This window comes from Nonomuraea sp. NPDC004702 (assembly GCF_053601695.1).
This window is the reverse complement of sequence record NZ_JBSGCE010000009.1, coordinates 223,124-240,129: the sequence shown is the minus strand read 5'-3', so window position 1 is coordinate 240,129 and position 17,006 is coordinate 223,124. Positions and strand designations below refer to the sequence as shown.

Annotated in this window: 16 protein-coding genes and 1 riboswitch; of the genes, 4 read left to right on the top strand and 12 right to left on the bottom strand. The window is 69.8% G+C overall.

What is annotated here, in order from left to right; all coding sequences use genetic code 11:
• Nucleotides 1-712: 712 nt before the first annotated feature.
• From ACWEJ6_RS15095 to ACWEJ6_RS15080, 4 genes are all read right to left on the bottom strand, one after another.
• Nucleotides 713-1,045: a histone-like nucleoid-structuring protein Lsr2 gene (locus tag ACWEJ6_RS15095; RefSeq protein WP_125641669.1), complete on the bottom strand. Its 333-nt coding sequence runs from the start codon at nucleotides 1,043-1,045 to the stop codon at nucleotides 713-715.
• 525 nt (nucleotides 1,046-1,570) lie between these two features.
• Nucleotides 1,571-2,059 (bottom strand): RDD family protein, encoded by a 489-nt coding sequence (locus tag ACWEJ6_RS15090; RefSeq protein WP_358291591.1) that lies wholly within the window; start codon nucleotides 2,057-2,059, stop codon nucleotides 1,571-1,573.
• Nucleotides 2,060-2,165: 106 nt separating this feature from the next.
• On the bottom strand, nucleotides 2,166-3,746 hold the full coding sequence (locus ACWEJ6_RS15085) for an RDD family protein (protein WP_452424077.1): 1,581 nt from the start codon (nucleotides 3,744-3,746) through the stop codon (nucleotides 2,166-2,168).
• Nucleotides 3,747-3,831: 85 nt separating this feature from the next.
• Nucleotides 3,832-4,401 carry an amino-acid N-acetyltransferase gene (locus ACWEJ6_RS15080; protein WP_358291588.1) on the bottom strand — a complete coding sequence of 190 codons (570 nt, stop codon included), beginning with the start codon at nucleotides 4,399-4,401 and terminating at the stop codon, nucleotides 3,832-3,834.
• Between the two features lie 287 nt (nucleotides 4,402-4,688).
• Nucleotides 4,689-4,840: riboswitch (cyclic di-AMP (ydaO/yuaA leader) on the top strand.
• 6 nt (nucleotides 4,841-4,846) lie between these two features.
• Here ACWEJ6_RS15080 and ACWEJ6_RS15075 point away from each other — a divergent pair.
• Nucleotides 4,847-5,890: a C40 family peptidase gene (locus tag ACWEJ6_RS15075; RefSeq protein ID WP_387671507.1), complete on the top strand. Its 1,044-nt coding sequence runs from the start codon at nucleotides 4,847-4,849 to the stop codon at nucleotides 5,888-5,890.
• Between the two features lie 87 nt (nucleotides 5,891-5,977).
• Here ACWEJ6_RS15075 and ACWEJ6_RS15070 read toward each other — a convergent pair whose 3' ends face one another.
• Entirely contained in the window at nucleotides 5,978-6,190 is a 213-nt protein-coding gene (locus ACWEJ6_RS15070) for a helix-turn-helix domain-containing protein (RefSeq protein WP_132597751.1), read from the bottom strand.
• Between the two features lie 278 nt (nucleotides 6,191-6,468).
• On the opposite strand from ACWEJ6_RS15070, the gene ACWEJ6_RS15065 reads away from it, so the two are divergent.
• Complete coding sequence (locus tag ACWEJ6_RS15065; protein WP_452424074.1) at nucleotides 6,469-7,572, top strand: cytochrome P450; 1,104 nt, start codon at nucleotides 6,469-6,471, stop codon at nucleotides 7,570-7,572.
• Here the strand turns inward: ACWEJ6_RS15065 and ACWEJ6_RS15060 are convergent.
• Nucleotides 7,562-7,960 carry a winged helix-turn-helix transcriptional regulator gene (locus ACWEJ6_RS15060; protein WP_387672192.1) on the bottom strand — a complete coding sequence of 133 codons (399 nt, stop codon included), beginning with the start codon at nucleotides 7,958-7,960 and terminating at the stop codon, nucleotides 7,562-7,564. The two genes, ACWEJ6_RS15065 and ACWEJ6_RS15060, sit on opposite strands and share 11 nt — an antisense overlap.
• Before the next feature lie 80 nt (nucleotides 7,961-8,040).
• On the opposite strand from ACWEJ6_RS15060, the gene ACWEJ6_RS15055 reads away from it, so the two are divergent.
• A complete protein-coding gene (locus ACWEJ6_RS15055) occupies nucleotides 8,041-8,970 on the top strand; it encodes an NADP-dependent oxidoreductase (RefSeq protein ID WP_452424071.1) in 930 nt (309 codons plus the stop codon).
• Nucleotides 8,971-9,017: 47 nt separating this feature from the next.
• Here the strand turns inward: ACWEJ6_RS15055 and lysX are convergent, their stop codons facing one another.
• Nucleotides 9,018-10,499 (bottom strand): bifunctional lysylphosphatidylglycerol synthetase/lysine--tRNA ligase LysX, encoded by a 1,482-nt coding sequence (gene lysX, locus ACWEJ6_RS15050; RefSeq protein WP_452424069.1) that lies wholly within the window; start codon nucleotides 10,497-10,499, stop codon nucleotides 9,018-9,020.
• A 148-nt stretch (nucleotides 10,500-10,647) separates the two neighbouring features.
• Between lysX and ACWEJ6_RS15045 the strand changes: the two genes are divergently transcribed.
• On the top strand, nucleotides 10,648-11,124 hold the full coding sequence (locus ACWEJ6_RS15045) for a hypothetical protein (RefSeq protein ID WP_397155438.1): 477 nt from the start codon (nucleotides 10,648-10,650) through the stop codon (nucleotides 11,122-11,124).
• 65 nt (nucleotides 11,125-11,189) lie between these two features.
• On the opposite strand, the gene ACWEJ6_RS15040 is transcribed toward ACWEJ6_RS15045, so the two are convergent.
• The 5 genes from ACWEJ6_RS15040 to ACWEJ6_RS15020 form a co-directional block, all read right to left on the bottom strand.
• Nucleotides 11,190-11,972 carry a type III pantothenate kinase gene (locus ACWEJ6_RS15040; RefSeq protein ID WP_352318636.1) on the bottom strand — a complete coding sequence of 261 codons (783 nt, stop codon included), beginning with the start codon at nucleotides 11,970-11,972 and terminating at the stop codon, nucleotides 11,190-11,192.
• A 3-nt stretch (nucleotides 11,973-11,975) separates the two neighbouring features.
• Nucleotides 11,976-14,501: an L-aspartate oxidase gene (locus ACWEJ6_RS15035; protein WP_452424067.1), complete on the bottom strand. Its 2,526-nt coding sequence runs from the start codon at nucleotides 14,499-14,501 to the stop codon at nucleotides 11,976-11,978.
• A gap of 84 nt (nucleotides 14,502-14,585) precedes the next feature.
• Nucleotides 14,586-15,419 (bottom strand): pantoate--beta-alanine ligase, encoded by an 834-nt coding sequence (panC, locus tag ACWEJ6_RS15030; RefSeq protein WP_452424065.1) that lies wholly within the window; start codon nucleotides 15,417-15,419, stop codon nucleotides 14,586-14,588.
• 22 nt (nucleotides 15,420-15,441) lie between these two features.
• Complete coding sequence (locus ACWEJ6_RS15025; RefSeq protein ID WP_358291572.1) at nucleotides 15,442-16,332, bottom strand: Rossmann-like and DUF2520 domain-containing protein; 891 nt, start codon at nucleotides 16,330-16,332, stop codon at nucleotides 15,442-15,444.
• A gap of 334 nt (nucleotides 16,333-16,666) precedes the next feature.
• The gene (locus ACWEJ6_RS15020; RefSeq protein ID WP_352358570.1) at nucleotides 16,667-16,891 is read right to left on the bottom strand and encodes a chaplin family protein; all 225 of its coding nucleotides are present in this window, start codon (nucleotides 16,889-16,891) and stop codon (nucleotides 16,667-16,669) included.
• Between the last annotated feature and the right edge of the window lie 115 nt (nucleotides 16,892-17,006).

Sequence of the window (17,006 nt, the reverse complement as noted above, 5' to 3'; positions counted from 1 at the left end):
CGCCCTGAGCACAACTCGGCACGCAACGCACGTCACACGTATTCCCCATCGGGTCAGCCGGGTTACCGATCGCCGGTGCGCACGGGGGTCCCGCGACGGGACAATGCGCGGCACACGGGAGAGGCCACCGGTTTTCCATCGTGCCCCACCAGCCGCACGCCCGCGTTTTGCCGGTCATCCGCGTCCCGGCCCACCGAGAAGCCCGAAGAGAGGCTCGAACAAGCACCGACAAGCCTTGAGAACCCCGCACAAGGCGTAAGAAGACGGAAGTACCCGGTACCGGAACAGGGCTTGCGACGGCGCTTCCCGAAGCACCGGCTGCCCGATTGTGCGGCGGAGCGTCACCGCTTTGCGCGTACGCCGCAGGAGCCGGGAAGGGGAACATTGCGGCGGGTGACGGCATTGGCCCGTTCCGACCGCGGGTGACGAACACGACGACGAACACGGCGGCCATCACGCGGCGAGCCCGGCGGCGCCCGGGAATTGACACGGACGCCGGCCGCAAAGCCCGGCACGTTCCACTCCCCGCGCGGGCGCCTTGTCCGGCGACACGAGCGAGCAATACGCCCACATTTGGGCGAATTAGAAGATCAACAAGTGGTCCGGGGATTCACGAACTCCCCACAAAAACGATCATGCGCTTATGGCGCTCGCCGGGGTCCTAGGCGAACGGCATAAGCGCATGGTCAGGAGATGGCTCTCTCGACGAGGCTCAGTGAGCCGCTTCGTACTTCTCCACGACGGTGGAGGCGATCCTGCCGCGCTCGCTGACCGGCAGGCCGTGAGCCTTGGCCCACTGCCGGATCTCCGAGCTCTTCTCGCGGCTCATCGCACGGTTGCCGCCGCGACCACGGCGACGGGCGGACACGGCTCCTGCCCTGCGGGCGTGCTGCACGAAAGGCGTGAGTGCGTCCCTCAGCTTCTTGGCGTTAACGTCGCTGAGGTCAATCTCATAGGAGGAGCCGTCAATAGCGAAGCTGACCGTCTCATTGGCCTCGCCCCCATCGAGGTCATCGATGAGAATCTCCTGGATCTGCTTGGCCATCTACGCAATCCTTTCCCGGAGCATTGTTTCATTCGCTCGCCCAAACATATACCCGGAAAGGCGCGGAGACAATTCAGCGCTACGGGGATTCGGCTGACTGGCAGATCAGTTCTGGTTCTCGGCCTGATCCTGGCGGTTTGCCCGTCGCCCGGCGCCCTCCGATCGCAGCAACTTCACCGCGCCAAAGATGAAGGCGCCGCCGACCACGACCGGGGGGATGAGCGCTGACAATACGTCTGTTACGGCTTCCATTCGTCCTCGCCTCCAGGGCTAGCAGGGTTTCGGGGGCGCTAAATACGCATCCCGGCGCGACCTGCGGGACCTGCGGGAGCACGCCGGACGCTCATGACGCCTAGGTGACAACTCACCCGGAACCGACCATAGCCACACACAGTCGCCCTCAGGGAGCAGGGGCACCGACATCCGGCAACCCGGACGTCCCATAGCCTAATGCCAGTCTCTCCAGGCTCCTTACCGGATCAAGGGAAAATTTTGCGAAAAGGCATCTTCCCAGGTGTGGACGCCTCAACGAAGATCTTTTACCACCCGCGTTCCGGCCAGCCTGTCATGCGGCCCGCGCTCCAACGGCTTGTCGATCAGGATGAGCAGCCCGACGCCGAACAGCAGCATTCCGGCCAGCAGATTGACCACCGGAATGCCCATCAGCATGACAGGCCCGGGATAGACCAGGGCCCGTTTCAGCAGGGCGCCACGCGGAAGGTCGTCCGGCGCCAGGCGAATCTTCATGATCGCCTGGCCGAACGTGCGCCGGCGCAGGCAATGGGCCCGCCAGTCATAGGCCGTATAACACAGGCCGGCCAGGAACCAGGCCAAGAGCCCGGGGAGCCGTCCGCCGAACGCCTCGACCATCCCGACAGTCCGGAAGGCGCCCCACAGCGCGATGAACAGAATGTAATAGAAGACCCCGAAGACCAGGGCCTCAATGAAGCGGGCGGCGAGGCGTTCCCACCATTCCGCGGGCACGGCGCCCGGCCACGACGGTGTCCCGGCCATATCCCACCTCACGCGGTCGGCGGTCGTACCCCCCATATTGGTACGCCCCGCACACACAAAACAGAGGCCGGCGGGAAGCCGGCCCCTGTTTTACGCTGACGCGGGATTACTTGATCTTCACGACCACCGTGCCCGCGAACTTGTCCGCGAACGTCTGCTGCAGCGGCTTGTCCCACAGCTGCGAGGCGCCGTTGACCGCGACGCACGCCCAGGCGAGCAGCGGGCCGAGGAACGGGATCCAGCTCAGGATGTAGCCGCCCCAGGTGACGCCGGCGCGCTTGATCGCCAGGTCGGACGCGAGCCCGCCCGGAGGCAGGGCCTGGCCCACCGGCACGACCTTGATCCCCATGACCATCTTGCCGACCGTCTGGCCGTTCATCTTCGTCAGGAAGAACTCGTAGCACACCCAGACGGCGGTCGTCACGATCGCCGACAGGAGGATGATGACGAAGGGGGACAAGAGGCCGGAAGTCAGGCCGGTCGCCGAGTCGTAACCGACCGCGAGCAGGCCCAGGATGAGGCTGACCACGAAGTTCACGACGCCGAGGATGACGCCGTCGACGATCCTCGCGACCAGACGCTGCCACCACTCCGCCAGGGGGGCCGGAGCGCCCGGAGGCTGCACGCCGACGGGCTGACCGTAGGGCTGGCCGTAGCCGGGCTGGCCGTAGGGCTGCGACTGCTGCTGCTGGCCGTATGCCTGGCCGTACTGCTGCTGGTCGCCGTACTGCTGGCCGTAACCCTGTTGCTGGTCGCCGTACTGCTGCTGGGCGTAGCCGCCCTGCTGGCCGTACTGGGCGTCCTGGCCGTAGCCCTGCTGCTGACCGTAGTCGGACTGCGGCTGCTGGCCGTAGCCCTGCTGGCCGTACTGGGCCTCCTGGCCGTAACCCTGCTGACCGGAGGCGGCCTGCTGGCCGTAGCCGGGCTGGGCGTACTGCTGGCCCGAGGACTGCGGCTGCTGACCGTAACCCTGCTGGCCCGAGGCGGCCTGCTGGCCGTACTGGGCGTCCTGACCGTAGCCCTGCTGCTGGCCGTAGTCGGGTAGCGACTGCGGCTGCTGGCCGTACTGCTGCTGGCCGTAACCCTGCTGACCCGATGCGGCCTGCTGGCCGTACTGGGCCTCCTGGCCGTAGCCCTGCTGACCCGAAGCGGCCTGCTGGCCGTAGCCGGGCTGGGCGTACTGCTGGCCGGAGGCGGGCTGCTGGCCGTAACCCTGCTGGCCGTACTGGGCTTCCTGGCCGTAGCCGGGCTGCGTGTACTGCTGGCCGGAGGACTGCGGCTGCTGGCCGTAGCCCTGCTGACCCGAGGCGGCCTGCTGGCCGTACTGGGCCTCCTGGCCGTAGCCGGGCTGCGTGTACTGCTGGCCCGAGGACTGCGGCTGCTGGCCGTAGCCCTGCTGCTGGCCGTAGCCCTGCTGACCCGGGGCGGCCTGCTGGCCGTACTGGGGCTGCTGGCCGTAGCCCTGCTGGTGGCCGTACTGCTGCTGTTGCTGGCCGTACTGCTGTTGCTGGCCATAGCCCTGTTGCTGCTGCTGACCGTATGGGGGCTGGCCGAAGGCATCGTCCGCCCGGTAGCCGACCACAGTCACGTCCGGGTCGGGCTCACCGGGCCGACGGCCGTGGTGCTGGCCGTACTCGGGGTTCTCGCCGGAATCGTCCTGTGGGTACGGCGGCTGTCCGGTGCTCACCGTGTCACCTCGCTTCGAGTGCGCATGTGGCACGTGTCAGGACACATGCCTGTGCTGCCCAACGTATCGACATAGGTATCAACAATCACCTTTCCAAGTGGTCAAGGTCCGCGTCACCCGATGTCAGATGCAGCAGCATGCGGGTGTTGCCAAGGGTGTTCGGTTTGACGTGTTCCAGATCAAGGAACTCCGCCACACCCTCGTCGTACGAGGCCAGCAACTCGGCGTAGACCTCGGGTGAGACCGGTGTGCCCTGGATGGGGCGGAAACCGTGCCTCGCGAAGAAGTCGACCTCAAAAGTCAGACAGAATACACGCCGCAGTCCCAGATCCTTCGCCTGCCGGACGAGTGCCGAGACGATCCGCCGCCCCACGCCCAGCCCCCGGCACGCGGGATCGACGGCCACCGTACGGACCTCGGCGAGGTCCTCCCAGAGCACGTGGAGCGCGCCGCAGCCGACGACCTCCCCGCCCCGCTCGGCCACCCAGAACTCCTGGACGTCCTCGTACAGCGTGACCGTGGCCTTCTCCAGGAGCCGCGGCCCCGCGCCCGCGTAGGTGTCCACGAGACGCCTGATCGCACGCACGTCGGGCGTGCGCGCACGCCTGACCACGACCGCGGTCTCGGGGACTGCCACTTCGGCCACCTGCTCCATGGCTCTCCAGGGTACAGATCTCATTACGGCTCGGCCCTAAATCCCACGTCTCGGGCATCTCATCACATCCCGTGGTCAGGTGAACACGGGCCGACTTGGAGCTTTCCTCCAGACCTCAGCACCCCGAATGCTGGACAAAAGGTGCAGAAGCCCGCTTCCGTACGGCTACCCACGAGATCACCTTGTGACCCTTCAGTTGTGAAACCTCTACAGACTCGGCAGTTCCGGTTGAGCGTGAACCCGGAGTGCATTAGTGTCCAGCGACGATGTTCTCCGCGTAATGCGCGCGGAAAGACACGCCCAATTCCCGCAAGGGAAGCCGGGGAACCAACGGCGGCGAGCACCTGGCGCCACCACTTGGGGTGAATCCGACCATCTCGGTAGGGCTGCTCCGGCCCGAACCCGTCAGCTAACCCGGCCGGCGTCGATGAGAGGAGCTCGGTTGGTGAAGCGGACGTTCGACCGCTCGGGGACGTCCGGGGGCAGGCACGCCCGCCCCCAGGAGCAGGCCAGGCGCGCACACCGCCTCGGCGTCATCGGCGTCACCGTCGCCGCGATGCTGTTCGCCGTCCCCGTCGGCTCCGCCGCCGCCGACCCGAAGCCGTCGCTCTCCGAGCTCTCCGACCAGGTGGAGAAGCTGCACGAAGAGATCGAGACGCTGGCCGAGCAGTACAACGAGCAGCGCGAACGGCTGAAGGCCGCCCAGAAGGCCAACGACTCCGCCCAGAAGATCCTGGCCACCAGCGAGTCCGACCTGGCCGCCAAGCGCGCCAGGGCCTCACTGCTCGCCCAGAACGCCTACATCACCGGCGGCCTGGACAAGGCCCTGGCCTTCGCCCAGTCCGGCGACCCCGAGACCTTCCTCGACCGGGCCGCGACCACGTACGCGCTCGAACAGCAGCAGGGCGAGGAGGTCAACCAGCTCGCCAGGGCCATGGAGGCCGCCGAGCGGGCCAGGGCCGGCGCCAAGACCCGCATCGCCGAGGTCCAGAAGCTCGTCACCGATCTGGAGAGCAGGCGCTCGAAGATCACCAAGCTGGTCACCAAGGTCGAGAGCAACCTCTACCGGCGGGCCGTCGGCGAGGCGGGCCGTCCCGGCACCCGGGCCGTGCGCGTCAACCTGCCGGTCATCGGCGACGGCAAGGCCGCCCAGGCCGTCAAGTGGGCCCTCACCCAGCAGCTCAAGCCGTACGTGTGGGGCGCCGAAGGGCCGCGCTCCTACGACTGCTCCGGGCTGGTGATGGCCGCCTACCAGCGCGTGGGCATCTCGCTCCCCCACTACACCGGCGACCAGTGGACGGCCGGCAGGCAGGTCAGCCGCGACCAGCTGCGCCCCGGCGACCTGGTGTTCTTCTACAGCGACCTGCACCACGTCGGCATCTACATCGGCGGCGGCATGATGGTCCACGCTCCGCGGACGGGTGACGTCGTGCGGGTCGCCCCGATCGGCGGGCGGCCGTTCGCCGGCGGCGTGCGCATCGCGGACTGACCCGCGCGCCGGTTCGCCCAGCGCCACTTCGCCCAGCGCCGGTTCGCCCAGCGTCACTGGATGATGAGCGCCACCAGATGAGCGCCGCTAGATGAGCTGGCGGCGCGCCGCCCATGCCACGGCCTCGATCGCCGTGGCCACCCCGATGCGGTCGCAGATGCCCCTCAGCCTGCGCCGTACGGTCCGTCCGCTGATGTCCAGCCGCCTGCCGACCCGATCGACCGTCACTCCCCTGGCCAGCTCGGCCAGTAACGCCAAATCCGCGTGGCTCAGCTCAACGCCTTCTGTGAGCACATCCACCGGGAGCCCTCCCCCAAACAGCAGAACTCGGACCTTTCAGGCGAAGCAAAGCCGCTCGTCTCGGTGAAGGTAAACGCATCGCGGAAAGGTCGTCAAGCGCCACAATCGGCGCCCTTGACCAGTGCTATTGACATGATCACTTATATGTGACGTACTCCGCATATGTTGGCACGCCGTGGTCCGCTATGAACGGTCCAAACGATCAATTCGGCGGCCCGGTTCCACCTCCGATGAGCGCCACCGACGTGCTGGGTTTTGATCCCTCGGATCCGCAATTTGTGCGCGATCCGTACGTCCGATATCGCGAGCTGCGAGCCGCCGGGCCGATCTTCAGAACGCGCGGCGGGCTGCTCGTCGTGACCACGTACGAGTGGTGCGCGGCCGTGTTGCGCGACCCCGGGTTCGGTCACGGAACGTCCCCGTCCGCGCAGGAAGAGGCAGGTCAGCCCGGCAGGTCGTTCCTGCTCATGGACCCGCCCGATCACACCCGGTTGCGTGCTCTGGTCAGCCGCGCGTTCACGCCGCGCATGGTGGCCCGCCTCAGGCCGCGGATCGAGGCGATCACCGCCGACCTGATCGGGCGGCTGCCGGAGGAGGCGGAGCTGATTTCCGGCTTCGCGTACCCGCTGCCGGTGATGGTGATCAGCGAGATGCTCGGGGTGCCGCCGGAGGACCACGACCGCTTCCGCGGATGGAGCGAGGCCCTTGCCCGCGGACTTGACCCGATGCTGACAGACGCCCTCATGTCGGAAACGGAGCGTTCCAGGAACGAGTTCCGCGACTACTTCCGCCACCTGATCGCACGGCGACGCGAGCGTCCCGGCGAGGACCTCCTGAGCGCCCTCGCACACGTCGAGGAGCTCACCGAGGCCGAGTTGCTGGCGACCTGCGTGCTGCTGCTCGTGGCCGGCCACGAGACCACCGTCAACCTCATCGCGAACGGCGTGCTGAACCTGCTGCGGCACGACCTGCTGCACCGCGCCGCCGAGCGCCCGAGGGAGGTCGTGGAGGAGGTGCTGCGCTTCGATCCGCCGGTCCAGCTCACCTCCAGGATCGCGCTGGAGGACCGGGAACTGGGCGGGACGCCGGTGCCCGCGGGCTCGGCCGTGCTCGTGCCGATCGGCGCGGCCAATCGCGACCCCGCCGCGTTCGCCGATCCCGACCGGTTCGACCCCGGCCGCGAGCCCGGCCGCCACCTGGCCTTCGGGCTCGGCCTGCACTTCTGCCTGGGCGCGACGCTGGCCAGGATGGAGGGCGAGATCGCGCTGTCGGCGCTGGCCGCGGCGGCGCCGAAGATGGAGGCCGCCGATCCGGATCCGCCGTACAAGGAGAACGTGGTGCTGCGCGGGCTGGCCCGGCTGCCGGTGCGGCTCAGGCGGTAGCGTCGTAGCGTTCCCTGGCGGCCTCGACGTCCTCGATGTGCTCCTCGGCCCACGCCTTGATGGCGGTGACCAGCGGCATCAGGCTCTGGCCCAGCGGGGTGAGCGCGTAGTCGACGCGCACCGGCACCTGCGGCGTGATCCGGCGCGCCACCAGGCCGTCGCGCTCCAGGCCGCGCAGGGTCTGGGTGAGCATCTTCTGGCTGACCCCCGCGATGTGCCGGGCCAGGTCGCTGTAGCGGCGCTCGCCGGAGGCCAGCGAGCTGAGCACCAGCGTGACCCATTTGTCGCTGAGCCGGTCGAGCAGCTTGCGGGAAGGGCATTCGGCGAAGTAGGCGTCGAAGGCGAGTCTCGCCTGGTCACGCCGCTGCGCCGCCGTCGTGGTGGCCACCGTCTCACTCCTCGCTGTGTGTTACGCACTTCCAGGTGCCTACTTACTGAAAGAGAGTAACTCTTCCTAGGGTCACGGGCATGACGAACATGCGTGCACTCATCGGCGGCTCCGGCGCTCCCCGGCTGGTGTCCGCGCCGCTGCCGGTGGCGGGGCCCGGCCAGGTGCGGATCAAGGTGGCCGCGGCCGGGGTCAACCCCTTCGACCTGGCCGTGGCGTCCGGGGCCCTGGTCTCGTACGGGCTGGCCAGGAAGCTCGACTCGTACGGGATCGGCTTCGACGCCGCGGGGACCGTCGACCAGGTGGGCCTGGGAACCTCCTTCAGCGTGGGAGAGGAGGTCGTGGGGCTCTGCGCGCGGCTGGAGCTGCCGTACAAGGCGCAGGCCGAGTACGTCGTGCTGGACGCCCCGGCGGTGGCCCGCGCGCCGCGCGGCGTGAGCCCCGTCCACGCGGCCACGCTGCCGCTGAACGGGCTCACCGCCTGGCAGGCGCTCGACCGGACCGGCGTCGGGCCGGGCGGCACGCTGCTGGTCACGGGGGCGGCGGGGGCCGTCGGAGGCTACCTGGTGGAGCTGGCCGCCGTGCGCGGCGTCAGGGTGGTGGCCGCCGCCGGCGCCGCGGACGAGGAGCTGGTACGCGGCTTCGGAGCGGAATGGTTCGTCCCGCGCGAGGAGGACCTGGCCGAGGCCGTACGGGCGCAGGTGCCCGGCGGTGTGGACGCCGTGGTGGACGCGGCCGTGCTGGGCCTGCCCGCGCTCGACGCCGTACGGGACGGCGGAGCGTTCGTGGCGCTCGCGTCGGGGGTCGCGCCGGTGGCGCTGCGCGGCACGGACGTGGCCACCGTGCTGTTCCGCTCGGACGCCCGGCAGCTCGCGGAGCTGGTGCGCCTGGTCGAGGCCGGACGGCTGACGCTACGCGTGGCCGGGACGTACCCGCTGGAGAAGGCCGCCGACGCCCACGCCCGCCTGGCGGAGGGCGGCCTGCGCGGACGGCTGGTGCTGGTGCCCTGACCGTCCGGACCGGCGCCCCGCACGTGCGCGGGGCGCCGGACGGCGGCTCAGTGGGTGGGCTTGACCAGCGGGAACAGGATGGTCTCGCGGATGTTCTTGCCGGTGAAGGCCATGATCATCCGGTCGATGCCGGCGCCCATGCCACCCGTGGGCGGCATCGCGTACTCAAGGGCCTGCAGGAAGTCCTCGTCGAGCTGCATCGCCTCAAGGTCGCCGCCCGCGGCCAGCAGCGACTGCTCCACCAGCCGGTGGCGCTGGTCGATCGGGTCGTTGAGCTCGGAGTAGCCGGTGCCGAGCTCGGTGCCGAACCCGATCAGGTCCCACTTCTCGGTCAGCAGCGGGTTGTCGCGGTGGAGACGGGCCAGCGGCGAGGTCTCCAGCGGGTAGTCCATGACGAACGTCGGCTGCACGAGCGTGTGCTCGACCAGCGCCTCGAACAGCTCCTGGACGAGCTTGCCCGACCCCCACTTGACGTCCCAGTGGACCTCGCGGCGATCGGCGATCTTCCGCAGCTCCTCAAGGGTGGTCTCGGTGGTGATCTCCTCGCCCACGGCGTCGGACACCAGGTCGTAGAGCCGGACCCGCGGCCACTTCTCCAGGCCGAGGTCGATCTCGACGCCGTCGTGCACGACCACGGTGGTGTCCAGGGCGGCCACGACGGCCTTCTGGTACATGCGCTGCGTCAGGTCGGCGATGTCGTTGTAGTCGAGGTAGGTGCCGTAGGCCTCAAGCATGGTGAACTCGGGGTTGTGCGTGGAGTCGGCGCCCTCGTTGCGGAAGTTGCGGTTGATCTCGAAGACCTTCTCGACGCCGCCGACCACCAGCCGCTTGAGGTAGAGCTCGATCGCGATGCGGAGGTAGAGCTCCATGTCGTAGGCGTTGATGTGGGTCTTGAACGGCCGGGCCGTCGCGCCGCCGTGGATGGGCTGCAACATCGGGGTCTCGACCTCGAGGTAGCCCTCCTCGTGCCAGAAGTCGCGCACCGCGCGCACGGTCGCGCTGCGCACCCGCGCCATCTTCCTGGCCTCGTCGTTGACGATGAGGTCGACGTAGCGCTGACGCACCCGCGCCTCGGGGTCGGTGAGGCCGACGTGCTTCTCCGGCAGCGGGCGCAGGCACTTGGCGGTGATCTGCCAGCTGTCGGCGAGGATCGACAGCTCGCCGCGGCGCGAGGTGATGACCTCGCCGGTCACGCCGACGTGGTCGCCCAGGTCGACGTCGCGCTTCCAGGCCGCCAGCGACTCCTCGCCGACCTTGTCGAGCGAGATCATGACCTGCAGGTCGGCGCCGCCGTCGCGGAGTGTGGCGAAGCAGAGCTTGCCGCCCACGCGGTTGAGCATGACGCGGCCCGCGACCCCCACCGTCTCACCGGTGGCGGTGTCGGGCTCCAGGCCCTGGTGTTTCTCCTTGACCTCGGCGTTGGTCGCCGTGCGTGGGAAGTTCACCGGGTAAGGGTCGACGCCCTCGCTGCGGAGGCGGTCGAGCTTTTCCCTCCGGATGCGCATCTGCTCTGGAAGTTCCTCGCTCACAACAACAAAGCGTAGGGGATACGGCGAACTGCAAGCGCTCGTGACGGTTCCCTGCAGGGGCGCTGCAAGGACCCTTTTGTACCAATGACTCACGAGCTCCGGGGGGAGCCGGCAAGGAGCCGGCCCGAGGGGAGCTCCGGGAGAGATCATGATGAAGAAGATCGCGACAGGCATCCTCGCCATCGCCGCCACCAGCGCCGTGGCCCTGTCGCTTCCTTCGGCCGCCAGCGCCACCACCGCCGACTTCGACGACTACTCCGACTACTGGGGCCCGGTGTACGCCAAGCAGCACCTGGCCAAGGCCCAGGGTCACGTCAGCGTCGAGTGGGACGAGGAGGACTCCAACGAGGTCCACGTCACCGGCCGGCTGTACGACCTGGACGACCGCGACTACGACGAGGGCGGCAAGTGCGCGTACGTGAAGTTCCAGGCCGAGGACTCCGACGGCGACTGGTCCACGGTCTACGCCAAGAAGTACTGCGGCTTCCCCGGCTACAAGAAGTTCCACTTCGAGGAGAACGACGTCTTCACCCTGCGGGCCAAGGTCTGCCAGGTTCCCGAGCAGGGCGTCTTCGCCACCAAGTGCGGCCCCTGGAGCGAGCTCTACAGCGCCGAGAACGAGTGACCCTCGCCGGCGACACCACGACCGACAGGCGGCCCCCTTCCCGAACGGGGGCCGCTTGTCACGTTCTAAGCGGTATTGCGGTGATAAATCAGGCGCAAGCCGATGAGGGTCAGCCACGGCTCGTGCACGTCGATCGAGCGCGACTCGCCGACCACCAGCGCCGCGTGGCCGCCGGTCGCCACGACGGTCACCTCGTCGGGGTCGTCGGCCAGCTCGGCGGCCATGCGCTCGACGATGCCGTCGACCTGGCCGGCGAAGCCGTAGATGATGCCGGCCTGCAGCGCCTCGACCGTGTTCTTGGCGATCACCGAGCGCGGCCTGACCAGCTCGACCTTGTGCAACTGGGCGCCGGCGGCGGCCAGGGCGTCGACCGAGATCTCGATGCCGGGAGCGGTGACCGCCCCGACGTACTCGCCCTTGGCCGACACCGCGTCGAAGGAGGTGGCGGTGCCGAAGTCGACGATGATGCACGGGCCGCCGTACTGGTCGATGGCGGCCAGGGCGTTCACGATGCGGTCGCTGCCCACCTCTTTGGGGTTGTCCATGCGCACCGGCACGCCCGTGCGCACGCCGGGCTCCACGATCACGGCGGTGACGTCGCCGTAGTAGCGGCGGCACATCTCCCGCATCTCGTTGAGCACGCTCGGCACGGTCGAGCAGATGGCGATGCCGCTGATGTCGGCGCCCTTGAGCAGGGGTGACTGGGCCAGCAGCCCCTGGAGCACGACGGCGATCTCGTCGGCGGTGCGGCGGGCGTCGGTGGCCAGCCTCCAGTGCTCGATGACGTCCTCGCCCTCGAACAGCCCCAGCACCGTGTGCGTGTTGCCGACGTCGATCGTGAGCAGCATCAATTACCCCCGCAAATCCAGTGCGATGTCCAGGGCCGGCGCCGAGTGGGTGAGCGCTCCCACCGCAAGGTAGTCAACGCCAGTTTCAGCCACATCACGAGCCGATTCCAAGGTCAATCCCCCACTCGCTTCAAGCGCAACCCTGTTTTTCGCCCGACTTTTCACGATTTGTACGGCATGTACGGTGTCCTCGACCGTGAAGTTGTCCAGCAGGATCTCCTCGGCGCCCTCGTCCAGCAGGGGCTCCAGCTGGTCGAGCCGGTCGATCTCGACCTCGATCGGCACCTCGGGATAGCGCTCCCGCACCGCGCGGTACGCCTCGGCCACGCCGCCGGCCGCCACCACGTGGTTGTCCTTGATCAGGGCCGCGTCCGACAGCGACATGCGGTGGTTGACGCCGCCGCCGCAGCGCACGGCGTACTTCTCCAGGGACCGCAGACCCGGCAGGGTCTTGCGGCTGTCGCGCACCCGCGCCCGCGTGCCGTCGATCGCGGCCACCCACCTGGCGGTCAGCGTGGCCACCCCGGACAGGTGCGTGAGCAGGTTGAGCGCGGTGCGCTCGGCGGTCAGCACGGCCCGCGTCGGGCCCTCGACCGTCATCAGCACGTCGCCGGCCGCCACCCGCTCGCCGTCCTTGGCCCGCCGCTCGGCGCGGCCGGCGCCCAGCCGGAGGAAGACCGCCTCGGCCACGGCCAGCCCGGCCACCACGCCGTCCTTGCGGGCCACCACGTCGGCGGCCGAACGCTGCTCGGCCGGGATCGTGGCCAGGCTGGTCACGTCGCCCGCCTCCTGCAGGTCCTCTTCGAGCGCGCGGTCGATCAGCGCGTCGACCTCGGCCGGGTCGAGCCCGGCGGCGGTCAGCTCCTGCGCCAGCCGCGGCGGCATCGCCTCGCCGTGCGGGGTGTACGTCATGCGAAGGCCCTCCTCGGTCAGGGTCACGTCCAGGTGGCCCAGCCACTCATTGTCGTCCCGGGTCTCGTGGTCCTCGCGCCAGTGGGAGCCGCGGGTCTCCAGCCTGGCCGCCGCCACGCCGGTCAGGACGGCGGCGACGGTGAGGAGGTTGCTCGCCTCCCACGACTCGGTGCAGGCGGGCACCTCGACCGGCGTCCAGAGCGCGTCACGCAGCGCCTTCGACGTGGCCTGCAGCGACGCGCGGCTGCGCAGCACCCCGGCGCCGGCGCTCATGTGCGCCTGGATCCTGGGCCTGGCCCTGGGGTCCACCAGGCCCGTCGCGGCCCGCCCGGCGACCGGCTCGCCCGGCTCGGGACGCGTCCGGTGGATGTCCTCGGCGATGCGCTCGGCGAAGACCAGGCCCTCAAGGAGCGAGTTCGAGGCCAGCCGGTTGGCGCCGTGGACGCCGGTGCAGGCCACCTCGCCGCAGGCGTACAGACCCTCGATCGAGGTACGCCCGGACAGGTCGGCGCGCACGCCGCCGCTGGCGTAGTGGGCGGCCGGGGAGACGGGGATCGGCTCGGTGGCCGGGTCGATGCCGTGCTCCCGGCAGACGGCGTAGATGGTGGGGAAGCGGCTCTCCCACTTGTCCCTGCCGAAGTGGCGGCCGTCGAGGAAGACGTGGTCGCGGCCGGTCTCGCCCATGACCCTGGTGATCGCCTTGGCCACGACGTCGCGCGGGGCCAGGTCGGCCAGCTCGTGCACGCCCTGCATGAACCGGTTGCCCTCGTGGTCGACGAGGACGGCGCCCTCGCCCCTGACCGCCTCGGAGATCAGCGGCTGCTGGCCGGTCGAGCCCTCCCCCAGCCACAACACGGTCGGGTGGAACTGCACGAACTCGATGTCGCGCACGACCGCCCCCGCCCTGAGCGCGAGCGCCACGCCGTCGCCGGTGGACACGACCGGGTTGGTGGTCGCGGCGTAGACCTGGCCCATGCCGCCGGTGGCCAGCACCACCGCCCGCGCCAGGACCGCCCCGACGCCGTCACGCGCGCCCTCGCCCATGACGTGCAGGGTCACGCCCCTGGCCCGGCCGCGGGCGTCCTTGAGCAGGTCGAGCACGAGCGCGTGCTCGATCACCTCGATCGATCCGGCGCGCACCGCCTCGACCAGCGCCCGCTGCACCTCGGCGCCCGTGGCGTCGCCGCCGGCGTGCACGATCCGGTGGCGCCGGTGTCCGCCTTCCCTGGTGAGCTGGAGCTCGCCGTCGGGGGTGCGGTCGAACCGGGCGCCGCGCTCGATGAGCCGCCGCAGCGCGCCCGGCCCCTCGGTCACCAGGGTTCGCACGGCCTTGGTGTCGCACAGCCCGACCCCGGCGAGCAACGTGTCGCTCAGGTGCTCGTCGGGGGTGTCGCGCGGGTCGAGCACGGCGGCGATGCCCCCCTGGGCCCACTTGGTGGACCCGGCGGACAGCACGTCCTTGGTGACGACCAGGACCTTGGCCGCGGGATCCAGCTCGGCATGGCGCAGCGCCACGGTCAGGCCCGCGACGCCGGAGCCGACGACGACCACGTCCGCCTCGACCGTCCAGCCGGGTTCGGGGGCCGTCAGACGCTGGGGAATCGCCGGTGCACTCATGGGGGTCTCCTCACTGAGGCGATTTCGTCACTATGACGATAACGCCTGCCGCAGCGTGGACATGCCCCGGGGGCACCGTACGGATCAGTGACGAAGGCTCAGGACGACGTTGTCGATCAGCCGGGTGCCGCCCACCCGGGCCGCCACGGCGAGCACGGCCGAGCCCTCGTAGGCGTCGTCGACCTCCTTGAACGTGGCCGGATCGACCAGTGCCAGGTAGTCGAGGTCGAGGTCGGGCCCGGCCTCGTCGAGCACCGCGCGGGCGGTGGACCGGATCGCGCCGGCGGTGAGCTCGGCCGCGCCCGCCCGCAGGGCGCGGGACAGGGCCAGCGCGACCGTGCGGTCGCGCGCCGACAGGTAACGGTTGCGGCTGGACAGGGCCAGGCCGTCGGGCTCGCGCACGGTGGGCGCGCCGACGATCTCGACGGCCAGGTCGAGGTCGGCCACCATGCGGCGGATGACGGCGAGCTGCTGGGCGTCCTTCTGACCGAAGATCGCCACGTCGGGGCGGACCAGGTTGAACAGCTTGAGCACCACCGTCAGCACGCCGTCGAAGTGGCCCGGCCTGGAGGCGCCCTCGACGATCGTGCCCATCTCGCCCGCGCAGACGCTCACCTGCCGGTCGGGGCGGTACATGTCCTCGGGCGAGGGCGCGAACACGACGTGCACGCCCTCCTCCCGGCACACGTCGAGATCGGCGTCGAACGTACGGGGATAGCGGGAAAAATCCTCGTTAGGACCGAATTGCAGCGGGTTGACGAAGATGCTGACCACGACCTGGTCGGCGCGCACCCGGGCGGCCCTGATCAGCGACCGGTGGCCCTCGTGCAGCGCGCCCATGGTCGGGACCAGCGCCACGCTGCCCGTGCCACGCGCCTTCGCCAGGTCGTCCCGGTTGCCGGCCACGATCAGATCCATTGCTGCCCTCCACACCCGACGGTCAGGTCCATATATTGCCCCCAAGCGCGTCGAGCAGCCGCTCCGCCTCCTCCGGTTTGAGCAGCCCCGCGGCCAGCGCCCGGTCGGCGGTGAGCCGGGCCAGCGCGATGTAGGCGTCGGCGGCCTCCGGGGCGGCCAGGATCAGCGCGTCGACGTGTTTGCGCACGGTGCCGGCGTCGCCGCGGACGACCGGGCCGGTCAGCCCGGCGATGCCCAGCCGCAGCACGTTGTCGAGGGCCGCGCCGAGCAGCGGGCCCAGCATCCGGCCCGGGTGCTCGACGCCGATGCGCCCGAGCAGCTCCTCGGACTCGGCGATGAGGGTGACCATGTGGTTGGCGGCGTTGGCCAGGGCCGCGTGGTAGAGCGCGCGGTCGCTCTCGGCGATCCAGACCGGCTCGCCGCCCATCTCGATCACCAGGGCCTCGGCCACCGGCCGCAGCATGTCGGGCGCGGTGACGCCGAACGAGATACCGGTGATCTTGTTGAGGTCGTCGTCGCGGCCGGTGAAGGTCATGACCGGGTGGAGCGCGAGCGGCAGCGCGCCCACCCCGGCGGCCGGTTCGAGCACCGACAGGCCGTACGCGCCGCTGGTGTGGACGAGCAGCTTGCCCTGGAGGTCGGCGCCCGTACGGGCCAGGCCGGCCACGAGGTCGGGCAGCGCGTCGTCGGGGACGGTCAGCAGGATGAGCTGGGCGGCGGCCACCACCTCGTCGGGCCGCGTCAGCTCGACCCCGAGCCGGTCGGCGGCCCACCTTCGCGACCTGTCGGAGACCCCGCTCGCGGCGACGATCCGGTGGCCCGCCTGCGCCAGCGCGGCGCCGAGCGCGGAGCCGACCTTGCCCGCGCCGAGCACGCCGACGGTCAGCCGTGCCGGGCGATCACCTGCGTCCATGACGTCTCACCCCTGTCGACCGTGATGGCACTGCCGACCAGCGTAACCGGCGGGCGGCGGCGCACATGTCGCGGGCCGACGAACGCGGCCAGGCATGTCCGCCGCTTTACCGCCCGTTGAGTTAACGACAAATGCGACAGGGGCATACGAATCGTGCACCCCCTGTCGAAAGAGATGAGGAGAGGGGTCCACGCACGACGACGGGCGCCGAGTCCTGACAACCCGACGCCCGCCTGGATGCGACCTCTTGGAGGTGCGCTGACCGGTCATCCGCCGACTGACCGGCCGGGATCAGAGCCCGGACCGCGCGCGAGCGGTCCGGGCTCTCCCTGCCTCAGCGGCTGTAGACCGCGGTGTTGGGGCTCCCCTGGCAGCCGTTGATCGGCACGGCCTGGATGCCGATGTTGTTGCCGCAGACGGGCACGACGGCGGTGATGGGGAGGTGGATCGGGCTGCCGCTCAGGATGCCGTTGTTGCCGTGGGTGACGTCGTCGGCGTACGCGGGGGCCGCCAGCGCCAGCAGGGCAATGGCACCTGCCATGACCAGAGTCTTCTTCACGGGGGGCTCCTCTCAGTATGCGGCCGTGGAGGCCGCAATGCTTTGGTGGAGCGAACCGGCTCGCCGCTTACCGCGGATGGGCGAAACGCAGTCGCTCGGTGACAGTACGTAAACG

Bases quoted from the DNA above. Each gene is read 5' to 3' on its own strand.
- panC (WP_452424065.1), bottom strand. From the start codon at position 15,419: ATGGATCTGATCGTGGCCGGCAACCGGGACGACCTGGCGAAGGCGCGT.
- ACWEJ6_RS15025 (WP_358291572.1), bottom strand. From the start codon at position 16,332: ATGGACGCAGGTGATCGCCCGGCACGGCTGACCGTCGGCGTGCTCGGC.
- ACWEJ6_RS15045 (WP_397155438.1), top strand. From the start codon at position 10,648: ATGATGAAGAAGATCGCGACAGGCATCCTCGCCATCGCCGCCACCAGC.
- ACWEJ6_RS15035 (WP_452424067.1), bottom strand. From the start codon at position 14,501: ATGAGTGCACCGGCGATTCCCCAGCGTCTGACGGCCCCCGAACCCGGC.
- ACWEJ6_RS15090 (WP_358291591.1), bottom strand. From the start codon at position 2,059: ATGGCCGGGACACCGTCGTGGCCGGGCGCCGTGCCCGCGGAATGGTGG.
- ACWEJ6_RS15040 (WP_352318636.1), bottom strand. From the start codon at position 11,972: ATGCTGCTCACGATCGACGTCGGCAACACGCACACGGTGCTGGGGCTG.
- ACWEJ6_RS15080 (WP_358291588.1), bottom strand. From the start codon at position 4,401: ATGGAGCAGGTGGCCGAAGTGGCAGTCCCCGAGACCGCGGTCGTGGTC.
- ACWEJ6_RS15095 (WP_125641669.1), bottom strand. From the start codon at position 1,045: ATGGCCAAGCAGATCCAGGAGATTCTCATCGATGACCTCGATGGGGGC.
- ACWEJ6_RS15055 (WP_452424071.1), top strand. From the start codon at position 8,041: ATGACGAACATGCGTGCACTCATCGGCGGCTCCGGCGCTCCCCGGCTG.